Raw genomic sequence first — 17,992 nt, 5'->3', positions numbered from 1 at the left:
CCTCTGTGTCAGGCCATCTGTCAGCCCTGCACAATGTTCTCGAAGATACCGTGGCGGGCAACCGAAATCTTGACGCACGGGCGGAGGGTTCGTCCTTGGTCCGACGAGCCCTGCCGTTCCCGCGCCCAGTTCAGCGCCCCATGTCAGCCATTGGCAAACGGCACCGCGACATAAATCTGGCCACCGTCGCGTTCCACCAGCAACAGCACCGATTTCCTGCCGGACTTGCCGGCCTGGGCAATCGCCTGGGTGACCTGCCTGGCGTTCTTCACCGGCACCTGATTGACGGCAACGATGACGTCGCCGGGCTCGATACCCGACGCCGCGGCCGCCTTGTCGGGACTGACGCTGGCAACAACCGCGCCGTGCTGGTTGTCGGAGAGGTTCAGCTGCTGGCGAATGTCGGGCGTGATGTCCATCAGGCCGAGGCCGATCGCGGGAGCCCGATTGCCTTGCCCGGGTACACCGGAGCCGTCGGTCACCGACGCGGTCTTCACATCATCGCTGTTTTGGCCGACATCGACGGAGATCCGCACCGCCTTGCCCTTGCGCCAGACGTCGAGTGGCTCCCTGGCGCCGGGTGCGACGTCGGCGACGGCCCGCGACAGGTCCTTGGGATCCTTGACGTCTTGCCCGGCAAAGCCAGTGATGACGTCGCCGGTTTCGACGCCGGCCCTGGCGGCCGGCGAGCCGTCATTGACCTGCGAAACCAATGCCCCGCCAGGATGGTCGAGGCCGACGGCGCTCGCCACATCCGGGGTAACCGGCTGGATTTCGACACCGAGATAGCCGTACTGGATCGAGCCGCCCTTCTGCAGCTTGGCAACCACCTTCTGGGCCTGGTCGGATGGAATGGCGAAGCCGACGCCGACGCTGCCGCCATTGGGCGAATAGATCGCCGCGTTGATGCCGACGACATTGCCGTTCACATCCACCAGCGGGCCGCCGGAATTGCCATGGTTGATCGGAGCGTCGATCTGGATGAAATCATCAAACGGTCCGCTGTGCAGATCGCGGCCGCGTGCCGAAACGATGCCTGCGGTCACCGTTGTGCCGATGCCGAACGGATTGCCGATGGCGAGCACCTGGTCGCCGGTCATCAACTTGTCGGAGTCACCCCATTTGACCGTCGGCAACGGCTTGCCGGCCTTGATCTTGAGCACGGCGAGATCGTTCTTGGCATCGCTGCCGACGAGCTTGGCGGGAAGTTCAGTGCCGTCGTCGAGCGTCACCTTGATCGAAGAGGCGCCATCGACGACGTGATTGTTGGTGACGATGGTGCCGTCGGCGGCGACGATGAAGCCGGAGCCGAGCGCCTCCGCGCGTTGCTCCTGCTGCTGCGGCGGTGTGCGTGGGGCCGGCATGCCCTGGTCACCGAAGAACTGGCGGAAATAGTCGTCGAACGGCGAGTTGCCGAGAGGTGTGCTGTCATCGCCACTTGCCGGCGATGCTTTCATGACGGTGGTAATCGTCACCACCGCCGGCTTGTCGGCTGCCACGATGGGAGCGAACGAGCCGTTGGGCGCGGTAATGCCGGCGACAGGTGTCTGGGTTGTCGGAACGGTGTTGCCCGCACTTTGGGCGAAAGACACGACGAAGGGGGATATGATCAGCGCAGCGCCCAGCAAGGCCGCGACGCGATGCCTGCGAAGGATATCTGACATGGTCGTTTGTCCGGGCGAGAGTTGATCCAGCGCCGTGGCCTCTTCCCCATGCGGGGAAACCCGGTCATCCGGCGTGTCGAAGGTCGCATTGCCCGTCTCGCCTAGCATGGCAGCCGACCGGATCGACAACCCTGCATCTAGGACGCTGATTGGCCCGATTTAGGGTTTTCGGGCGACCTTACGAAGATTTAATTTCCGGCCAGCGGCCTGTCACAAGGTCGTCAAGCGACAGGTCAGGCCCGACTTTTCGGCCCCGCGAGGCATCAGATCCCGCAGGTTCGCTGCAGATAGGCCGTGGCAATCTCACGCATGCGCTTGCCATCGAAGCTTGGTCCGTGACCGCCGTGGCCGATGCGGATCGGCAGGTCGAGCAAGCGCTGCATCGTGTGGCGATAGGCAGTGCGGTCGGAATCCGGCAGATCGTCGATCAGCCTGTCGTCGTAGATGGCGTCGCCGCTGAAGAACAGACCGTCGGCCTCGTCGTACAGCGCGATCGAATCCGGCGAATGCCCGGGCAGGTGCAGCACGCGGAACTGGCGGTCGCCGAGGTCGACCACGTCGCCCTCGTCCAGGGTCCGCGTCAAGGGCGCGGACGGAATCTTGTAATCGGCGGCTCTCCAATCCGGCTCGGGTAACTTTGAGACAGCGCCTTCGAGATCGTGGAACATGTAGGCGTAGGTCGCCGCCTCATCCATGCTCTCGAACTGCGCCGCACTCATCCTCGGCCCGGCTCGCAACGGGAATTCGTGCAGCGAGCCGACATGGTCGAGATGAATGTGCGTGGCGACGACCAGAAGCGGCTTGCCCTGCTGCGTCTCGATTTCCGGCGCCAGCGGGCAGATGCCCATGCCGGTGTCGACCAGAAGGTCGGCGTCGCGGCCACGCAGGTGCCAGATGTTGGCGCGCACATAGGCGTGCACGAACGGCTCGGTCAGCATCGTCGTCTTGTCGTCGACGATGCTCTTGCTGAACCAGTCGGGCATCACGCGTGAGCCTGGCATCAGGTCTGAGCCCGGCATCAGACGAACGGCTTCCCGATCTTGTATTTTTCCGGCACCAGCCGCTTGAGGTAGGCCATGCCTGCCTCGGACAGCTGATTGACATCGGGCTGCATGAAATCGTCCGGCATGTGGCGGGTCTTGCCGGCAACGTTCTTCAACGGCACCTTCTTCAGCACCGTTTTGCTGCCGTCATATTGCAGCGCCACCGAGCCGCCGCCCTGTTCGGCGACGGTGATGGCGAAAGCGCCGGCGTCGAAGGCTTCCTGCGCGTCGACCGCGCTGATGGCGCCGACATAGCCACGCGGCATATAGCCGAGCGCGTCGACGCGGGCCCGCTTGCCCGGCAGGCCCTCAGCCAGCGCGCGCTCGAGCGCCGCCGGCAGGTCGCTGCCCGACAGCTTGACGTTGCCATGCGCGTCGCGTTCCAGCTTGTCCGGCGGCACCAGGCTTTCGACCAGCGCCTTGCCGTCGGCCGTGCTGACACCTTCCGACACGGCGACGATGCAGCGCTTGTGGCGGTCGAGCGCGGCGCGCACGTCGTCGATGAAGCCGGCAGCCGAGAACGGACGCTCGGGCACATAGACAAGATGCGGCCCGCTGTCCTGGTCGAGTTGCCAGGCCGCGGCCGCCGCGGTGAGGAAGCCGGCATGCCGGCCCATGACGATGCCGACATAGATGCCGGGCAGAGCGCGAAAATCGAGATCGACGGACAGGAAGGCGCCAGCGACAAACTCGGCCGCCGAAATGAAGCCCGGCGTGTGGTCGTTCTCCTCGAGATCATTGTCGATGGTTTTCGGCGCATGGACAAAGGCGATCTTGCCGCCGGCGGCATCGGTCAGGATTTGCTGCGTGCCCGACGTGTCGTTGCCGCCGATATAGATGAAGGCGTCCGCACCGGCCTTCTTCAATCCGTTGAGGATGACGTCGCAATAGGCCGCGTCCGGCTTGTCGCGCGTCGAGCCAAGGGCGGCACTGGGGGTGCCGGCAATCAGCCGCAACCGGTCCTCGGGAATGGCGGAGAGGTCGACATAATTGCCGTCACGGATGCCGCGCACACCATGGATCGAGCCTAGGACCTTGGCGCCGGGATGCCGCTTGCGGATCTCCAGCGTCGCCCCCACAACGGTCTGGTTGATGACGGCGGTCGGGCCGCCGCCCTGCGCGATAACAAAAGTTCCGGCCATTCCTGACGTCTCCCGAGCGGTGAATTCGCAGGCACATTCGCCTGTCTTTCGCCATCGCGCAACGGGAGAACCAGAGCATGGTCCCGAAAAGCCTGCCCTCGGGCCTGACCCGAGGCTGGCAGCCGGCTTTCACGAGAGATCGGGCTCAAAAAGAGAGACGAAGCGGCCGCGTGGGCGGCCGGCAGGATCAGACGACAACGACCGGGTTTTTCTTGGAGACGCGGCTGTAGAGATCGATGATGTCCTGGTTGATCAGGCGCACGCAGCCCGACGACATGGCCTGGCCGATGCTCCACCACTCGGGCGAACCGTGGATGCGGTAGCCGGTGTCCTTGCCGTCCTGATAGATGTAGAGGGCACGGGCGCCAAGCGGGTTGGTGAGGCCACCGGGTTGCCCGGCCTGCCACTTCACCAGTTCCGGCTTGCGGGCGATCATTTCCGGCGGTGGCGTCCAGGTCGGCCATTCCCTGCCGTACTGGATGTTGGCGCGACCGGACCAGCGGAAGCCGTCCTTGCCGATGCCGACGCCGTAGCGGATGGCGTCGCCACCCGGCTGGACGAGATAGAGCATGCGCTCCTGCAGATGGACGACGATGGTGCCGGGCGCTTCGCCCGTCGTGTCGATGACGATCTGCCGGCGGAATTCCGGCTTGACCTTGAGATAAGGCACTTCCGGCAGGTTAAAGCCGCCATCCGTCATGGAAGCGTACATCACGTCCGGGCTGGTGACATTCTTGTCGACACTGATGCTTGGCCGGATCGGTCGCACCGAGCCGGTGGTGACATCATCCAGTTCCAGCATCGGCAGGCCGCCGCCCGAGGTCGAGCAGCCGGCAGCGCTGAGCAAAACCAGCGCCCCTGCCCCAGACAGAACAGCACGGCGGGAAAGGTGATGATCGGTTTCGATTGCGTCGCCGTTTCGCGGCGGCGTCAGACCTAGCGGCAACTCACGCATATACCCAAACCCTACGCTGTCGGCGGGAAGCACGGTCCGGCCGGATAGCAGGCATTTTCGTCATTCATGGTTGATAAAGCGTGAAGACCTTGCATCGCCTGCGTTTGCGCATGGCCTGGTAGTCTTTGGCCATCTCATCCGGCAGTTCATCCGGGGGCTACCGCACAAAAAGACCTCGGCTGGGTCATAGTCCCGGCGCTCGCCTTTCCCACCCTCAGGCGATCAGCGAGGGGTATCCATGTGCAAGACCTTAAAAACCGACATCAAGCTTTTTTGCCGCTGCCATTGCCGCGGCCGCGATGGTTCTTGGTGCCAATGTCAGCCTGGCCGATATTGCGGGCACGCTGAGCGGCGCGAACTGACGCCGATCTGCCGCTCGAAAAATTGATGTCGTAGCAATTCCAGGAAAAGTGCATCGCGGTTTTCCGTCTGGGATTGCGTAAAAACAAAAAACCAGCCTCTTTACATTCTCCCGGACACAAGGATTTATCCTCTTCCTTGAGCTCAAGGGAGACGAGCATGTCCTTCGAAAACTGGGCCGCCTTTGCCGCCGCGTCGACGATCCTCCTTGTCATTCCGGGCCCGACCATCCTGCTGGTCGTGTCCTATGCGCTGGGCCAGGGCTGGCGCACCGCATTGCCGATGGCGGCCGGCGTGGCACTGGGCGACTTCACCGCGATGACGTTGTCGATGCTGGGCATCGGCGCGCTGCTGGCGGCCTCGGCGACCGTCTTCACGATCCTGAAGCTGATCGGCGCCGGCTATCTGATCTATCTCGGCGTGAAACTGTTCCGGGCCGGCGGCGCACTGAAAGCAGAACCGCGCACCGACGTTGTGTCCTCGGCCAGGATGATGGCGCATGCCTGGCTGGTCACGGCGCTCAACCCGAAAAGCATCACCTTCTTCGTCGCCTTCCTGCCGCAGTTCCTCGACCGGCACGCCGATTTCTGGACGCAGATGCTGATCTTCGAGACAACCTTCCTGGCGCTCGCCTTCGCCAATGCCTTCGGCTATGCGCTGATCGCGGCGAGGGCGCGCAATGTCGTGCGCAACCCCAAGGCGATCCGCATCTTCAACCGCACCGGCGGCACGCTGCTGGTCGGCGCCGGCATCGCCACGGTGGCGATGCGTTCAGGCAATTGAGGCAGAGCAAATTCAGAACGTTACAGCACCGCGAGCCCTGAAGGACGCGCGGTGCTGCGGGTTCACATGCCTCACCATTTGACGCTCAAACCGAGATTGCCCTCGAGAATGCGGCGCTTGTCGCCGCCGAGATTGGTGGTGTAGTCGCCGGTGGCGAAGATGCTGACCTTGTCGGTTACCTTGGCGACGACACCGCCGCCGAACTCCAACGAGGTCGACCTGCCTTCGGTCGAGATGTCCGTCGTGTCGAAGCTGACACGCTCGGTGCCGCCGAAATCGTGCCAGATGTTGGCCTTCAGGTAAGGCTGCAGCGCCATGCCGTTGATCGTGGTCTCGCCCTGCAGCCGCGCGCCCAGCCGGCCGGTGACACTGTCGTGGGAATCGAAGGAAACCGACGAGAAGCGGTCCGAGGTATCGTCGAGCGACAGATGGTGCCAGACCAGTTGCGCCTGCGGTTCGAGTGTCCAGGCTTGCGATAGGCTAATGGGATAGCCGCTCTCAAGTGAAGCGGTGATGCCGGTTCCACCGATGTCGATGCCGATGTCGCGCGACGACGTGGCGTTGCCGCCGAAGAAGGTGGCCATGACCACGCCGTCCAGGTACCAGCCGCCCTGGCCGATACGGGTCCAGTAGCCGCCAACGCTGGTGCCGCTCAAGTCGATACCACCGACGGACAGATTGTCCTGCCCCAGCGCCTGGCCGCGCACGTCGCCATTCATGCTGGCATAGGCGATGAACAGGCCGGCGCGATCGACCGAACCGGAGCTGGTTTCCCGGCCGAACACGTCGAAGCCGCCCTGGAAGCCGAACAGAGTGCCGTCGAAGGACGGCGACACCGTTCCCGACCAGGCCATCTTGGTGTCCTGGCCGAAGATGCGGCCCCAGACCGGTGACAATTCCGTGTTCGACAACAGGCTCTGCTCACCGCGCCGTTCATGGAAGGTGCCGAGCGTCGTCATAACCAGATGTTCGGCCACTGGCGGCAAGGCCGAGTAGACCGGTACCTCGATACGATAGAGCAGGATTTCCTCACCCGCGGCCGGTGTCGGCAGGTCGGGCACCACCGTCGGCACCACCGGTGGCGGCGGTGGCGGATCCGCGGCCGATGCCGGCGGCGGCGGAGGCGGCGGCTCGGGCTCCGGGTCGCTGGCTTGCACCGGCGGTGTCGGGTCGACCGGCGGGTTGTTGATGTCGCCCTCGGTTGGCGGCGGCGTCGGCGGCAGCTCGGATGGCGGCGGGGGCGGCGGCTCGACCGCGGGCGGCACCGGTTCCGGCTGCGGGGCGGGCTCCAGCGGCGCCGGCGCCGCCGCCGGCGACGTCGGCGTTATCAGCGTCGAGCGCAGATACCAGTTCTCCCCGCTGCCAGGGCTGACGCCGCCCTTGAACAGATAATATTCGAAGGCGCCTGCGGCGACCGGCGCGTCGAGAGCAAAGGCGTTGGCGCTGGATGTGGCACCGTTGATCGCCTGGATGACCATGATGCCGTCCGCCGTGGTCTCGGCGCCTGCGCCGCCGACATTGACCACCCCGATGCCGGTCGAGCCGGAGGCCGTTCCCCCCGACAGGACCAGCCTGTCGGAAGCGGACGAATCATCGCCAAGTTCGGTCTGGATGAGCAGCAGGCCGCCGAGCCCGGTATAGTTTCCGGAAATCGTCAGCCGGTCGCTGGCGCCGATGCCGCCATTGGTCAGGTCGATGCGTCCGGCATTGGTGACCTGCGCCAGCTGGCCCGCCGTAAAGGCCTGGATCGAGGCATTGAAGCCGCCGCCGTAGAGCGTGCTCGCCTGATCGACACTGAGCGATCCGGAGCCCGTGCCGCTGTCGCCGAGCACGAGGTTGCCATCCAACATCAGTTGGGTGTCGTTGGTGGCGTTGATCGTCTCCCAATTCTGGACCCTGGCGATCCCCTCCAGCTTGACGTTGTCGAAGGTCAGCGTGTCGGCGCCAAGGCCGCCATTGAGCGCGTCGACGGCGCCGAGATTGGCAGTGGTGAGGTTGCTGAGCTTGGCGCTGTCGTTGTCGCCGCCGAGGCCGACGGCGCCGTATATGATGCCGCCGCCGCTCCAAACGAAATTGTCGGCGCCAAAGCTCATCAGCACGTCGCCGCCGACCGTGCCGCCGGTAATCGTCACGCTGTCGTTGCCGCCGCTGACGCTGATGTTGCCGCCGATCGTGCCGCCCGAAAGGATGATCGTGTCCTCGTCGAAGCCGGTAACGAGGTTGCGGTCGATGGTGCCGGCGGACATGTTGAAATAGTTCTTGTCGAGCTTCATGTTGACGCGGCCGATGCGGCCACCGGTCATCACGGCGCGATCGCCATCATCGAAGAAATCGACGATGCGACCGCCCGTCATGGTGAGCGTATCCAGGCCGTCGCCCTGGTTGAGCGAACCGATCTGACCACCGCTCATGTTGAAGTCGTCGATGCCGGCGCCCTGCTGGACATTGCCCGCGACAGTGCCGGCGCCGATGGTGAAGAAGTCCGTGCCGCCGCCCTGATCGACAGTGCCGGTGATGGTGCCGGACTGCATGTTGATGCGATCCGTGCCCACGCCAAAGGTGACATTGCCGCTTACCTGCCCGGTACCGCCAGCGGGAAAATTCAGCGTGTTGTCGCCGCCTGTATCGGTAAGGCTGCCGCCTGAATCGCCACTATCGCAAGTGAAGGTGTCATTTCCAGGAGACGGAACCAGCACGCATGCTGCCAAGGCCGCGGAATTGGGCAGCAACGCAAGTGCTGCAGTTGCAAGAAAACTAATAAACCACGGATGGATTTGACGCGACCTTTGTCGCAACGAAGCAATCGTTTCACCCGTCTCTTCCGAACGGCTGCTCGGAAGCTCTATTTCAAAGAGCCACATCGCGTCCCCTCTCAGATCGCGATTTTCAAGCCCCTTACCCGCGCCGCGATGAAGCCACAATCTGTCCGATTTTACAAAGCCTAATCTGCACCCCATGGTTGATGAACTACGAAAACTACTGGACTAGACCAGCGCAACACACACTTGGCGCGTCCGTGGCCCATGCTTTAAGATCGCTTTGGACCCAAGGGTTCGAAGGGTCGATCACAGGCTGGTCAGAGGACATCGCATGGCAATCAGGGATCCATTCGGCCTGACATTTTCAGGCGCGACGGAGGCGGGGTTCGCACCCTACAGCCAGGCTGTCCATGAATTGCAGTGTTTCATCGGCGATCCGGTCGCCTCCGTCGATCGTGCTATCGTCGAGGATCCCGGCTTCGTCATGGCGCATGTGTTCAAGGGTTATCTCTTCGGCCTCGCCACCGAGCGAGAGGCGACAGCGGTGGCTAGGGCTTGCCATGCGGCGGCGCTGCCGCTTGCCGCGACAACGCGGGAGCAGGCGCATGTCTCGGCCCTTGGCCATCTCGTCAACGGGCGCTGGCATGATGCCGGCAGCATTCTCGAGGACATCGCCATCGAGAACCCGCGCGACGCGCTGGCGCTGCAGGTTGGTCACCAGATCGATTTCTTCACCGGCAATGCCCGCATGTTGCGCGACCGCATCGCCCGCGCCCTGCCGTCCTGGCGGAGCGGCATGCCCGGCTACCACGCCATCCTCGGCATGCAGGCGTTCGGACTGGAGGAAATGGGTGACTATGCGCGGGCCGAGATGCTTGGCCGCGGCGCGGTGGAGATCGAGCCGCGCGACGGCTGGGCCCAGCATGCCGTCGCGCATGTCATGGAAATGCAGAGCCGGCAAAGGGATGGCATTGCGTGGATGCGCACCAATCCCGAGGCGTGGACGAGAGAGAGCTTCCTGCAGGTGCACAATTGGTGGCATCTGGCGCTGTTCCACTACGATCTCGGCGAGATCGACGAAGTTCTGGCCCTCTATGACGGCCCCATCTACAGCGACCGATCGACACTGGCGCTCAACATGGTCGATGCCTCGGCGATCCTGTGGCGGCTCTATCTCGGCGGCATCGATGTCGGCGACCGCTGGGCAGCGATCGCTGCCAACTGGCGCAAGGCCGGCGCCGGCAACTATGCCTTCAACGATGCCCACGCGATGATGGCCTTTGTCGGCGCCGGCCTCGACGCCCAGGCTCAGACCTTGCTCGAGGCGCAGCGCGAGGCGATGCGCGGCAGCGATGACAACGTCACGTTCACCCGGGATGTCGGCCACCCGCTGACACTCGCCATCAAGGCGTTCGGCGACGGCAACTACACTGAGACTGTGCGCCTGATCCGGCCGATCCGGGCGATCGCCCATCGTTTCGGCGGCAGCCACGCGCAACGCGACGTCATCGACCTGACGCTGATCGAGGCGGCCTTGCGGGCCGGTGACGGCGCACTGGCCAGGGCGCTTGCCGCGGAACGTTCGATGGCTCGACCCGACAGCCCGCTGTCGGCGCTGCTTTCGCGTCGTGCGGCCGATTTGTCGGAGAATTGACCGGAAGCGGATCTTGTCTTAAAAACTGGCCAAGCCAGATTTTTTCGAGATCCGAAAAAATTAATGGCATGGGGAGGAAGACATGTATCTCGGGCTCGATCTCGGTACATCGGGCGTCAAGGCGATGCTCATCGATGCCGGGCAAACCGTCGTCGGCTCCGGCCATGCATCGCTCGATGTGTCGCGGCCGCATCCCGGCTGGTCGGAACAGGATCCCGCCGATTGGATTCGCGCCTGTGAAGAGGCGATCGCCGCGCTGAGGGCCGCCTACCCGCAACAACTCTCCGCCGTCAAAGGCATCGGCCTTTCCGGTCACATGCATGGCGCGACCCTGCTTGACGCGGCCGACCAGGTGCTTCGCCCTTGCATCCTGTGGAACGATACGCGCAGCCATGCCGAGGCAGCTGCCCTCGACGCCAACCCGCGCTTTCGCGCGTTGACCGGCAACATCGTCTTTCCCGGTTTCACCGCGCCGAAGCTGGCCTGGGTGAAGAACAACGAGCCCGCCATTTTCGCCAAGGTGGCGAAGGTCTTGCTGCCCAAGGATTTCCTGCGGCTCTGGCTTTCGGGCGAGCACATTTCGGAAATGTCGGATTCGGCCGGCACCTCCTGGCTCGATGTCGGCGAACGGCGCTGGTCGGCCGAATTGCTCGCGGCGACATCGCTCGACGAAAGACAGATGCCGTCGCTGGTCGAGGGCACGCAGAAGGCCGGCGCCTTGCGCGCCGAGCTGGCTTCGAAATGGGGCCTGCAGGCCGGCATTCCGATTGCCGGCGGTGCCGGCGACAATGCCGCCTCGGCCTGCGGCATGGGCACGGTCGGCGTCGGCCAGGCCTTCGTCTCGCTCGGCACGTCGGGTGTTTTGTTTGCCGCCAACGCCTCCTACCTGCCCAACCCGGCGAGCGCGGTGCATACCTTCTGTCACGCCCTGCCTGACACCTGGCACCAGATGGGCGTCATCCTGTCGGCGACGGATTCGCTGAACTGGCTGTCGGAGATCACCGGCAAGGGCGCCGGCGAACTGACCGCCGAGCTCGGCGGTACGCTGAAGGCGCCGAGTGGCGTGTCGTTCCTGCCCTATCTGTCTGGCGAGCGCACGCCCTACAATGATTCCGCCGTTCGCGGCGCGTTCAGCGGACTGGCGCATGAATCGAGCCGCGCGGTGCTGACCCAGGCGGTGCTGGAAGGCGTCGCCTTTGCCTTCCGCGACAGCCTCGAAGCGCTGGCCAAGGCCGGCACGACATTGACGCGAGTGACAGCGATCGGTGGCGGCTCGCGCTCACGCTACTGGCTGAAGGCGATCGCCACCGCGCTTGGCCTGCCGGTCGACATTCCCGCCGACGGCGATTTCGGCGCCGCCTTTGGCGCGGCCAGGCTCGGCCTGATCGCGGCGACGGGCGCGGATCCGCTCAGCGTCTGCACGGCGCCCGCGACCGATGCGACGATCGAACCGGACGCTGCGCTCGGCGGGGCCTATGCGGATGCCTACCACCGCTTCCGGGCGCTGTACCCGGCAATCAAGAGTGTCACGGCGTGAGCGATTTCTCCCCCACGCCGCGGCTTGGCAGCTCACTGTGCCGGCACCTTGTCGAGAAAACCGGTGACGCTCTTCAGGCGGCCGTTCTCGATGACGCCGATGTCGGTGCCTTCGATGACGGACGGAGTGCCTTCCGGACCGAGATTCCACGAGAAGCGGATCTTGTCGGCGAAACCATCGGGCGTGCCCTTCAGCGAGAAGCGGAAGCCGGCAAAGCGCTGCTGCACGCCGTCGATGAGTGCCGCGATACCCGCATGGCCATCGCCCTGCATCAGCGGATCGCGATAGCTGACGTCTTCGGTGAAGGTCGCCTTGAGCAAGGCTGCGCGGAGATTCGCGTCGCTCTCGTTCCAGGCGGTGATGTAGCCTTCGGCGATCTTGCTGAGGTCGGTCATGGTCTGTCTCCTTTGTTGACTGGCTTTGACATGAGCCTTTTCGACCGGCGGAAGAACGAAACCAATTACGCCTGAGGTAATCAAGGCGGACTATTCGAGAGGAAGAGAGCCATGAGCAGCGGATTTTTCGGCGATATCCAGAAGATCAAATACGAGGGTCCGGATTCGACCAATCCGCTCGCCTACCGGTTCTACAATCCGGATGAGGTTGTCGCCGGCAAGCGGCTGGAAGATCATTTGCGCTTTGCCGTCGCCTACTGGCATTCCTTCGCCTGGCCGGGCGGCGATCCGTTCGGCGGCCAGACCTTCGATCGCCCCTGGTTTCCCAAGGCCGGAGGCGTCGACACGATGGAACTGGCCAAGCTCAAGGCCGACGTCGCCTTCGAGATGTTCTCGCTGCTCGGCGCGCCCTATTTCTGCTTCCACGACGCCGACGTGCGGCCCGAGGGCAAGGATTTCTCCGAGAGCGCTGCCCGCCTCGATGAGATCGCCGATTACTTTGCCGGCAAGATGAAGCAGACCGGCGTCAAGCTGCTCTGGGGCACGGCCAACCTGTTCTCCAATCGCCGCTTCATGTCGGGCGCCGCCACCAACCCCGATCCGGACGTCTTTGCCTATGCGGCCGCGACGGTGAAGAGCTGCATCGACGTCACCAAGCGGCTGAAGGGCGAGAACTACGTGCTGTGGGGCGGACGCGAGGGTTATGAGACGCTGCTCAACACCGACCTGGCCCGCGAGCAGGAGCAGGCCGGCCGCTTCCTCAGCCTCGTCGTCGACTACAAGCACAAGATCGGCTTCAAGGGCACGATCCTGATCGAGCCGAAGCCGCAGGAGCCGACCAAGCACCAGTACGATTACGATGTCGCCACGGTCTATGGCTTCCTCAAGCGCTTCGGGCTGGAGAAGGAAGTCAAGCTCAACATTGAGCAGGGCCACGCCATCCTGGCCGGTCACTCCTTCGAGCACGAACTGGCGCTGGCCAATGCGCTCGGCATTTTCGGCTCGATCGACATGAACCGCAACGACTACCAGTCGGGCTGGGATACCGACCAGTTCCCCAACAACGTGCCGGAGATGGCGCTGGCCTACTATCAGGTCCTGCAGGCTGGCGGCTTCAAGACCGGCGGCACCAATTTCGACGCAAAACTGCGCCGCCAGTCCCTCGATCCGCAGGATCTGCTGATCGGCCATATCGGCGGCATGGATTGCTGCGCGCGTGGCCTCAAGGCCGCGGCCCGCATGGTCGAGGACAAGGCGCTGTCGGCTCCGCTGGCAGAGCGCTACGCCGGCTGGAACAGCGCAGAGGGCAAGGCGATGCTGTCCGGCAAGCGGACGCTGGAAGAAATCGCCGAGCGCGTCGTCAAGAAGAAGATCGAGCCGCAGCCGAGGTCGGGTCGCCAGGAACTGCTGGAAAACATCGTCAACCGCTACGTCTGAGAGCGGAAAGCCGTTTCGAACTGTTCGAAGGGCGGCAGGACAACGCTCCTGCCGCCCTGGAACGGGTTTGCGCGAGGCCGTTTCGGACGACAAGGTTTTGCCCTTTGCCGCCCTTCAATGACCTCGCTCCTGCCTTCAAACTGCCGTCACGTATCTCCTATAAGGATGCTTCGTGGCGGAGAGGAAGAAGGAGGCGAACCGATATGCAGAACGAACGTGAAATCGACGCCCTGCTCTCACCGGGCGAGGCCGGATCGATCATCGACCGGCTGATGGCAATGCCGCATCCGAAGGATGCTACGCACCGCTCGAACGAATGGGACCGCGCCGTCGCCAGCCGTTTTGAGACCCATCTTGCCAGACAGATGCGTTCGCAGATCGACGCTGGCGCAGACCGCCAGAACGCTGCCTGATCCTGCCGATTTTGTGCATGTCGTTGCCCCAAAACCGCAATACACTTTTGGGCGACATGCATATCAGCCTCGGCGCAGCCTGACCGGCGCTTCGCCGAAAGCCCGTGAAAATGCCCTTGAAAATGCCGCGGCGGACGAAAATCCAGTCCGCCCGGCTATATCGGCCATCGCCACCCTGGTGTCGACCACCAGCCGTCGCGCCGCCCCCAGGCGCAGCCTGAGATAATAGGCGCCCGGCGTCTCGCCGATCGACTTGCGGAAAATGCTCTCCAGCGTCCGCGCCGTCACACCGGCGCGCTTGGCCACCGCTTCTATGGTCAGCGGCTGGTCGACATGCGCTTCCATCAGCCGGATGGCTTGCGCCAGCCGCGGATCGTAGCCGTCGAGCCGTCCGAGTGAGACGAGCGGCTGCGCATCGGTCGCGGCGCGAGCCTGGTCGTAGATGAAGACGCTGGCGACATCGAGCGCGACGGCCATGCCGAGCCGCGTGCGAATGAGATGCAGCATCAGGTCGAAGGTCGGCGAGGCACCACCCGAGGTGAAGACCGGCCCGTCGATGACATAGCGGTCCGGGCGGACATCGACGCCGGGAAAGGCCGCCGAAAAATCCTCCATGTCTTCCCAGTGGGTGGTGGCGCTGCGCCCTTCCAGCAGGCCGGCGCGCGCCACCAGCCAGGTGCCGGCCTCGACGCCGCCGCAGGCGCGCGCCGCCCGCGCCGCCCGGCGCAGGCCCGACAGCAGAGCTGACGTTGCATAATTCTGGGTGCCGAAACCGGCAACGACGACAAGAACATCGGTTGGCTCGCTCGCATCGAAACGGCCATTGACCGCCACTGGCAGGCCGCAAGTGGTGACCGGAGCCTCGCCGGTCACCGAGACCAGTTTGAAATCGAACAAGGTCTCGCCGGAAATGCGGTTGGCGGCGCGCAGCGGGTCGACAGCCGACGCGACGCACATGATGGACGAGCCGGAAAACACCAGTAGCGTCACCTTGAGCGGCAAGCGCTCGGCGCGAAAGATTGTCGGTTTTTCGCTTTTGATCATGAGAGCTTCGTAAAACGCAAAACAGTTTCCGGCAAGTCAGTCATTGTTGGCTCGTTCTGGTGCATGTCGTTATCCCAAAACCGGTTTCCCACTTTTGAGCGACATGCATGGCTATCTCGATTGGGAGGATTTCGATGCCGCTCGCGATGAACCGTGAGGTTTTCATTACCTGTGCCGTGACCGGGTCCGGCGGCTCGCAGGATCGCAGCCCGCATGTCCCGCGCTCGCCCAAGCAGATCGCCGATTCGGCCATCGATGCGGCCAAGGCGGGTGCGGCGATCGTCCACTGCCATGTGCGCGATCCCGAAACCGGCAAGCCTCGGCGCGACGTGCATCTCTATCGTGAGGTGACCGAGCGTATCCGCGCGGCAGACGTCGACGTCATCCTGAACCTGACCGCCGGCATGGGCGGCGACATGGTGTTCGGCTCGCCCGAGGCGCCGCTGCCGCTCAACGAAAAAGGCACCGACATGGGCGGCGCCACCAACCGCATGGAACATGTGCGCCAGTGCCTGCCGGAAATCTGCACGCTCGACTGCGGCACCATGAACTTCGCCGAGGCCGACTATGTGATGACCAACACGCCCGGCATGCTGCGCGCCATGGGCGGCATGATGACGGCGCTTGGCGTCAAGCCGGAGATCGAGGCTTTCGACACCGGCCATCTATGGTTCGCCAAGCAGCTGGTCGAGGAAAAGGTGCTCAATCCTGACGCTCTGGTGCAGCTCTGCATGGGCGTGCCGTGGGGTGCGCCTGACGACCTCAACACCTTCATGGCCATGGTCAACAATGTGCCGTCGACCTGGAACTGGTCGGCCTTCGCCATCGGCCGCAACCAGATGGCCTATGCCGCCGCGGCGGTGCTGGCCGGCGGCAATGTCCGCGTCGGCCTCGAAGACAATCTGTGGCTCGACAAGGGCGTGCTGGCGACCAACGCGCAGTTGGTCGAGCGTGCCGCCAGCATCGTCACCAATCTGGGCGCCAGGATCCTCGGACCCGAGGAAGTGCGCAAGAAGCTCAACCTGACCAAGCGGGCACCGGTCACGGCATAAGCTGAACCTGGCTGGGAGGTCGGCATGACAACCGTCAAATTCACCGCGATGAAGGATGGCGACAGGGACGATTACGAGTTCCTGACCGCCCACGAAATCGACTATGCGGCCAGGACCGGCGAGCGGCTGCTCGATGCGCTGGTGCAGCTCGACGAGGGCCTGTCGGGCTACAAGATCACCCGGCTCGGCCATTCGCTACAGGCGGCGACGCGCGCCTGGCGCGATGGCGCCGACAGCGACTGGATCGCCTGCGCGCTGCTGCACGATATCGGCGACATCTATGCGCCCTACAATCACGATGAGTACGCCGCTTCGATCCTGAAACCCTTCGTGCGCGAACAATGCACCTGGGTGGTGGAAAAGCACGGCGACTTCCAGCGCCTCTATTACGCGCACCACCTCGGCGGCAACCGCCATGCCCGCGACCGCTTTGCCGGCCATGCCTATTTCGACGATTGCGACCAGTTCTGCGAACGCTGGGACCAGTCGAGCTTCGACCCCGACTACGACACGCTGCCGGTCGAATTCTTCCGGGCCTTCGTGCTCGAAATCTTTGCCCGCAAGGCCTACGACCCGTCCGTGATCCGCGCCGGCGAGCGGGTGCCTCTCACTGATCCCCAGACAGCCACGACAAGAACCGGAGCTTCCGCATGAGCATCATCAACAAGGCAGCCGCCATCGGCGGCGGTGTCATCGGCGCCGGCTGGGTGGCGCGGCTTTTGCTCAACGGCATCGACGTGTCGATCTTCGATCCCGATCCGGAAGCGTCGCGCAAGGTCTCGGAAGTGATGAAGGGCGCGCGGCGCGCCTACAAGCAGATGGTTCCCGGCGGCCTGCCCAAGGAAGGCAAGCTGACCTTCGCCAAGACCATCGCCGAGGCGGTCGCCGATGCCGACTTCATCCAGGAAAGCGTGCCGGAGCGGCTCGACCTCAAGCACCGCGTGCTGGCCGAGATCGACGCCCATGCGCCGGCCAACGCCATCGTCGGCTCGTCGACCTCGGGCATCAAGCCGACCGACATGCAGGTGGCGATGAAGAAGCATCCGGAACGGCTGGTCGTCGGCCATCCGTTCAACCCGGTCTATCTCCTGCCGCTGGTCGAGATCGTCGGCGGCGAACAGACCTTTCCCGAGGCGATCGAGGTCGCCAAGGAGATCTACGCCTCGATCGGCATGAAGCCGGTGGTCATCCGCAAGGAAATCGAGGCCTTTGTCGGCGACCGCCTGCTGGAGGCGGCATGGCGCGAGGCACTGTGGCTGATCAAGGACGGCATCTGCACGGTCGAGGAACTCGACGACATCATGCGCTATGGCTTCGGCCTGCGCTGGGCGCAGATGGGCATGTTCCAGGTCTATCGCGTCGCCGGCGGCGAGGCCGGCATGCGCCACTTCATGGCCCAGTTCGGCCCGTGCCTGAAATGGCCATGGACCAAGCTGATGGACGTGCCGGAGTTCAACGACGAGTTGGTCGACCTGATCGCCACGCAGTCTGACGACCAGGCACACGGCCTGTCGATCCGCGAGCTGGAGAAGATCCGCGACGACAATCTGGTCGCGATCATGGACGCGCTGTCCAAGCAGAACAAGGGCAAGGGCTGGGGCGCCGGCGCCTTGCACAAGGACTATACCCGGCAGTTGGCCAAGCTGGCGGCGAAGAAGCCCACGGCCTCCAAGGCGGCCGAGAAGGCCAAGGCCTCCAAGCCGGTGAAGAAAGCCGAGAAGCCGAAGAAAAAGACCAACAAGAAGAAGGGCTGA

Annotated in this window: 16 protein-coding genes; 8 read left to right on the top strand and 8 right to left on the bottom strand. The window is 64.1% G+C overall.

Features of this window, described 5'->3' with window-relative positions; translation table 11 throughout:
• Positions 1-143: 143 nt before the first annotated feature.
• The 5 genes from AC56QP_RS17585 to AC56QP_RS17565 all read right to left on the bottom strand — a co-directional run bounded on the left by AC56QP_RS17585 (position 144) and on the right by AC56QP_RS17565 (position 5,325).
• Complete coding sequence (locus tag AC56QP_RS17585) at positions 144-1,664, bottom strand: DegQ family serine endoprotease (RefSeq protein ID WP_489858790.1); 1,521 nt, start codon at positions 1,662-1,664, stop codon at positions 144-146.
• Positions 1,665-1,927: 263 nt separating this feature from the next.
• Positions 1,928-2,647, bottom strand: coding sequence for an MBL fold metallo-hydrolase (locus AC56QP_RS17580; RefSeq protein ID WP_489863572.1), 720 nt, complete (start codon positions 2,645-2,647; stop codon positions 1,928-1,930).
• A gap of 35 nt (positions 2,648-2,682) precedes the next feature.
• The gene (locus tag AC56QP_RS17575; protein WP_489858791.1) at positions 2,683-3,849 is read right to left on the bottom strand and encodes a diphosphate--fructose-6-phosphate 1-phosphotransferase; all 1,167 of its coding nucleotides are present in this window, start codon (positions 3,847-3,849) and stop codon (positions 2,683-2,685) included.
• Between the two features lie 187 nt (positions 3,850-4,036).
• On the bottom strand, positions 4,037-4,804 hold the full coding sequence (locus AC56QP_RS17570) for a L,D-transpeptidase (RefSeq protein WP_489858792.1): 768 nt from the start codon (positions 4,802-4,804) through the stop codon (positions 4,037-4,039).
• 263 nt (positions 4,805-5,067) lie between these two features.
• Positions 5,068-5,325, bottom strand: coding sequence for a hypothetical protein (locus AC56QP_RS17565; RefSeq protein ID WP_489858793.1), 258 nt, complete (start codon positions 5,323-5,325; stop codon positions 5,068-5,070).
• Here AC56QP_RS17565 and AC56QP_RS17560 point away from each other — a divergent pair.
• Positions 5,324-5,947 carry a LysE family translocator gene (locus tag AC56QP_RS17560; RefSeq protein WP_489858794.1) on the top strand — a complete coding sequence of 208 codons (624 nt, stop codon included), beginning with the start codon at positions 5,324-5,326 and terminating at the stop codon, positions 5,945-5,947. The two genes, AC56QP_RS17565 and AC56QP_RS17560, sit on opposite strands and share 2 nt — an antisense overlap.
• Before the next feature lie 71 nt (positions 5,948-6,018).
• On the opposite strand, the gene AC56QP_RS17555 is transcribed toward AC56QP_RS17560, so the two are convergent.
• Positions 6,019-8,808 (bottom strand): autotransporter family protein, encoded by a 2,790-nt coding sequence (locus AC56QP_RS17555; RefSeq protein WP_497100417.1) that lies wholly within the window; start codon positions 8,806-8,808, stop codon positions 6,019-6,021.
• Between the two features lie 229 nt (positions 8,809-9,037).
• Between AC56QP_RS17555 and AC56QP_RS17550 the strand changes: the two genes are divergently transcribed.
• Both AC56QP_RS17550 and xylB read left to right on the top strand, forming a co-directional pair.
• The gene (locus AC56QP_RS17550) at positions 9,038-10,360 is read left to right on the top strand and encodes a tetratricopeptide repeat protein (protein WP_489858795.1); all 1,323 of its coding nucleotides are present in this window, start codon (positions 9,038-9,040) and stop codon (positions 10,358-10,360) included.
• Positions 10,361-10,442: 82 nt separating this feature from the next.
• Positions 10,443-11,897, top strand: a complete 1,455-nt coding sequence (xylB, locus tag AC56QP_RS17545) for a xylulokinase (RefSeq protein WP_489858796.1) — start codon at positions 10,443-10,445, stop codon at positions 11,895-11,897.
• Positions 11,898-11,929: 32 nt separating this feature from the next.
• On the opposite strand, the gene AC56QP_RS17540 is transcribed toward xylB, so the two are convergent.
• Positions 11,930-12,292, bottom strand: coding sequence for a nuclear transport factor 2 family protein (locus AC56QP_RS17540; protein WP_489858797.1), 363 nt, complete (start codon positions 12,290-12,292; stop codon positions 11,930-11,932).
• A 111-nt stretch (positions 12,293-12,403) separates the two neighbouring features.
• Here AC56QP_RS17540 and xylA point away from each other — a divergent pair, with 111 nt between their 5' ends.
• Positions 12,404-13,729: a xylose isomerase gene (gene xylA, locus AC56QP_RS17535; RefSeq protein WP_489858798.1), complete on the top strand. Its 1,326-nt coding sequence runs from the start codon at positions 12,404-12,406 to the stop codon at positions 13,727-13,729.
• A 203-nt stretch (positions 13,730-13,932) separates the two neighbouring features.
• Complete coding sequence (locus AC56QP_RS17530) at positions 13,933-14,142, top strand: hypothetical protein (protein WP_489858799.1); 210 nt, start codon at positions 13,933-13,935, stop codon at positions 14,140-14,142.
• A gap of 63 nt (positions 14,143-14,205) precedes the next feature.
• Here the strand turns inward: AC56QP_RS17530 and AC56QP_RS17525 are convergent, their stop codons facing one another.
• Positions 14,206-15,186, bottom strand: coding sequence for a GlxA family transcriptional regulator (locus tag AC56QP_RS17525; protein ID WP_489858800.1), 981 nt, complete (start codon positions 15,184-15,186; stop codon positions 14,206-14,208).
• 134 nt (positions 15,187-15,320) lie between these two features.
• On the opposite strand from AC56QP_RS17525, the gene bcoG reads away from it, so the two are divergent.
• The 3 genes from bcoG to AC56QP_RS17510 are packed head-to-tail and all read left to right on the top strand — an operon-like array spanning position 15,321 to position 17,992.
• Entirely contained in the window at positions 15,321-16,238 is a 918-nt protein-coding gene (bcoG, locus tag AC56QP_RS17520; protein WP_489858801.1) for a 3-dehydrocarnitine:acetyl-CoA trimethylamine transferase BcoG, read from the top strand.
• A 24-nt stretch (positions 16,239-16,262) separates the two neighbouring features.
• Positions 16,263-16,892, top strand: coding sequence for an HD domain-containing protein (locus AC56QP_RS17515; protein WP_489858802.1), 630 nt, complete (start codon positions 16,263-16,265; stop codon positions 16,890-16,892).
• Complete coding sequence (locus tag AC56QP_RS17510; protein ID WP_489858803.1) at positions 16,889-17,992, top strand: carnitine 3-dehydrogenase; 1,104 nt, start codon at positions 16,889-16,891, stop codon at positions 17,990-17,992. The genes AC56QP_RS17515 and AC56QP_RS17510 overlap by 4 nt, the downstream gene beginning before the upstream one ends.

It is taken from the genome of Mesorhizobium sp. RCAM 05104 (genome assembly GCF_059683645.1).
The sequence above is the reverse complement of the archived record's forward strand: the minus strand, read 5'-3'. Positions and strand labels throughout refer to the sequence as shown.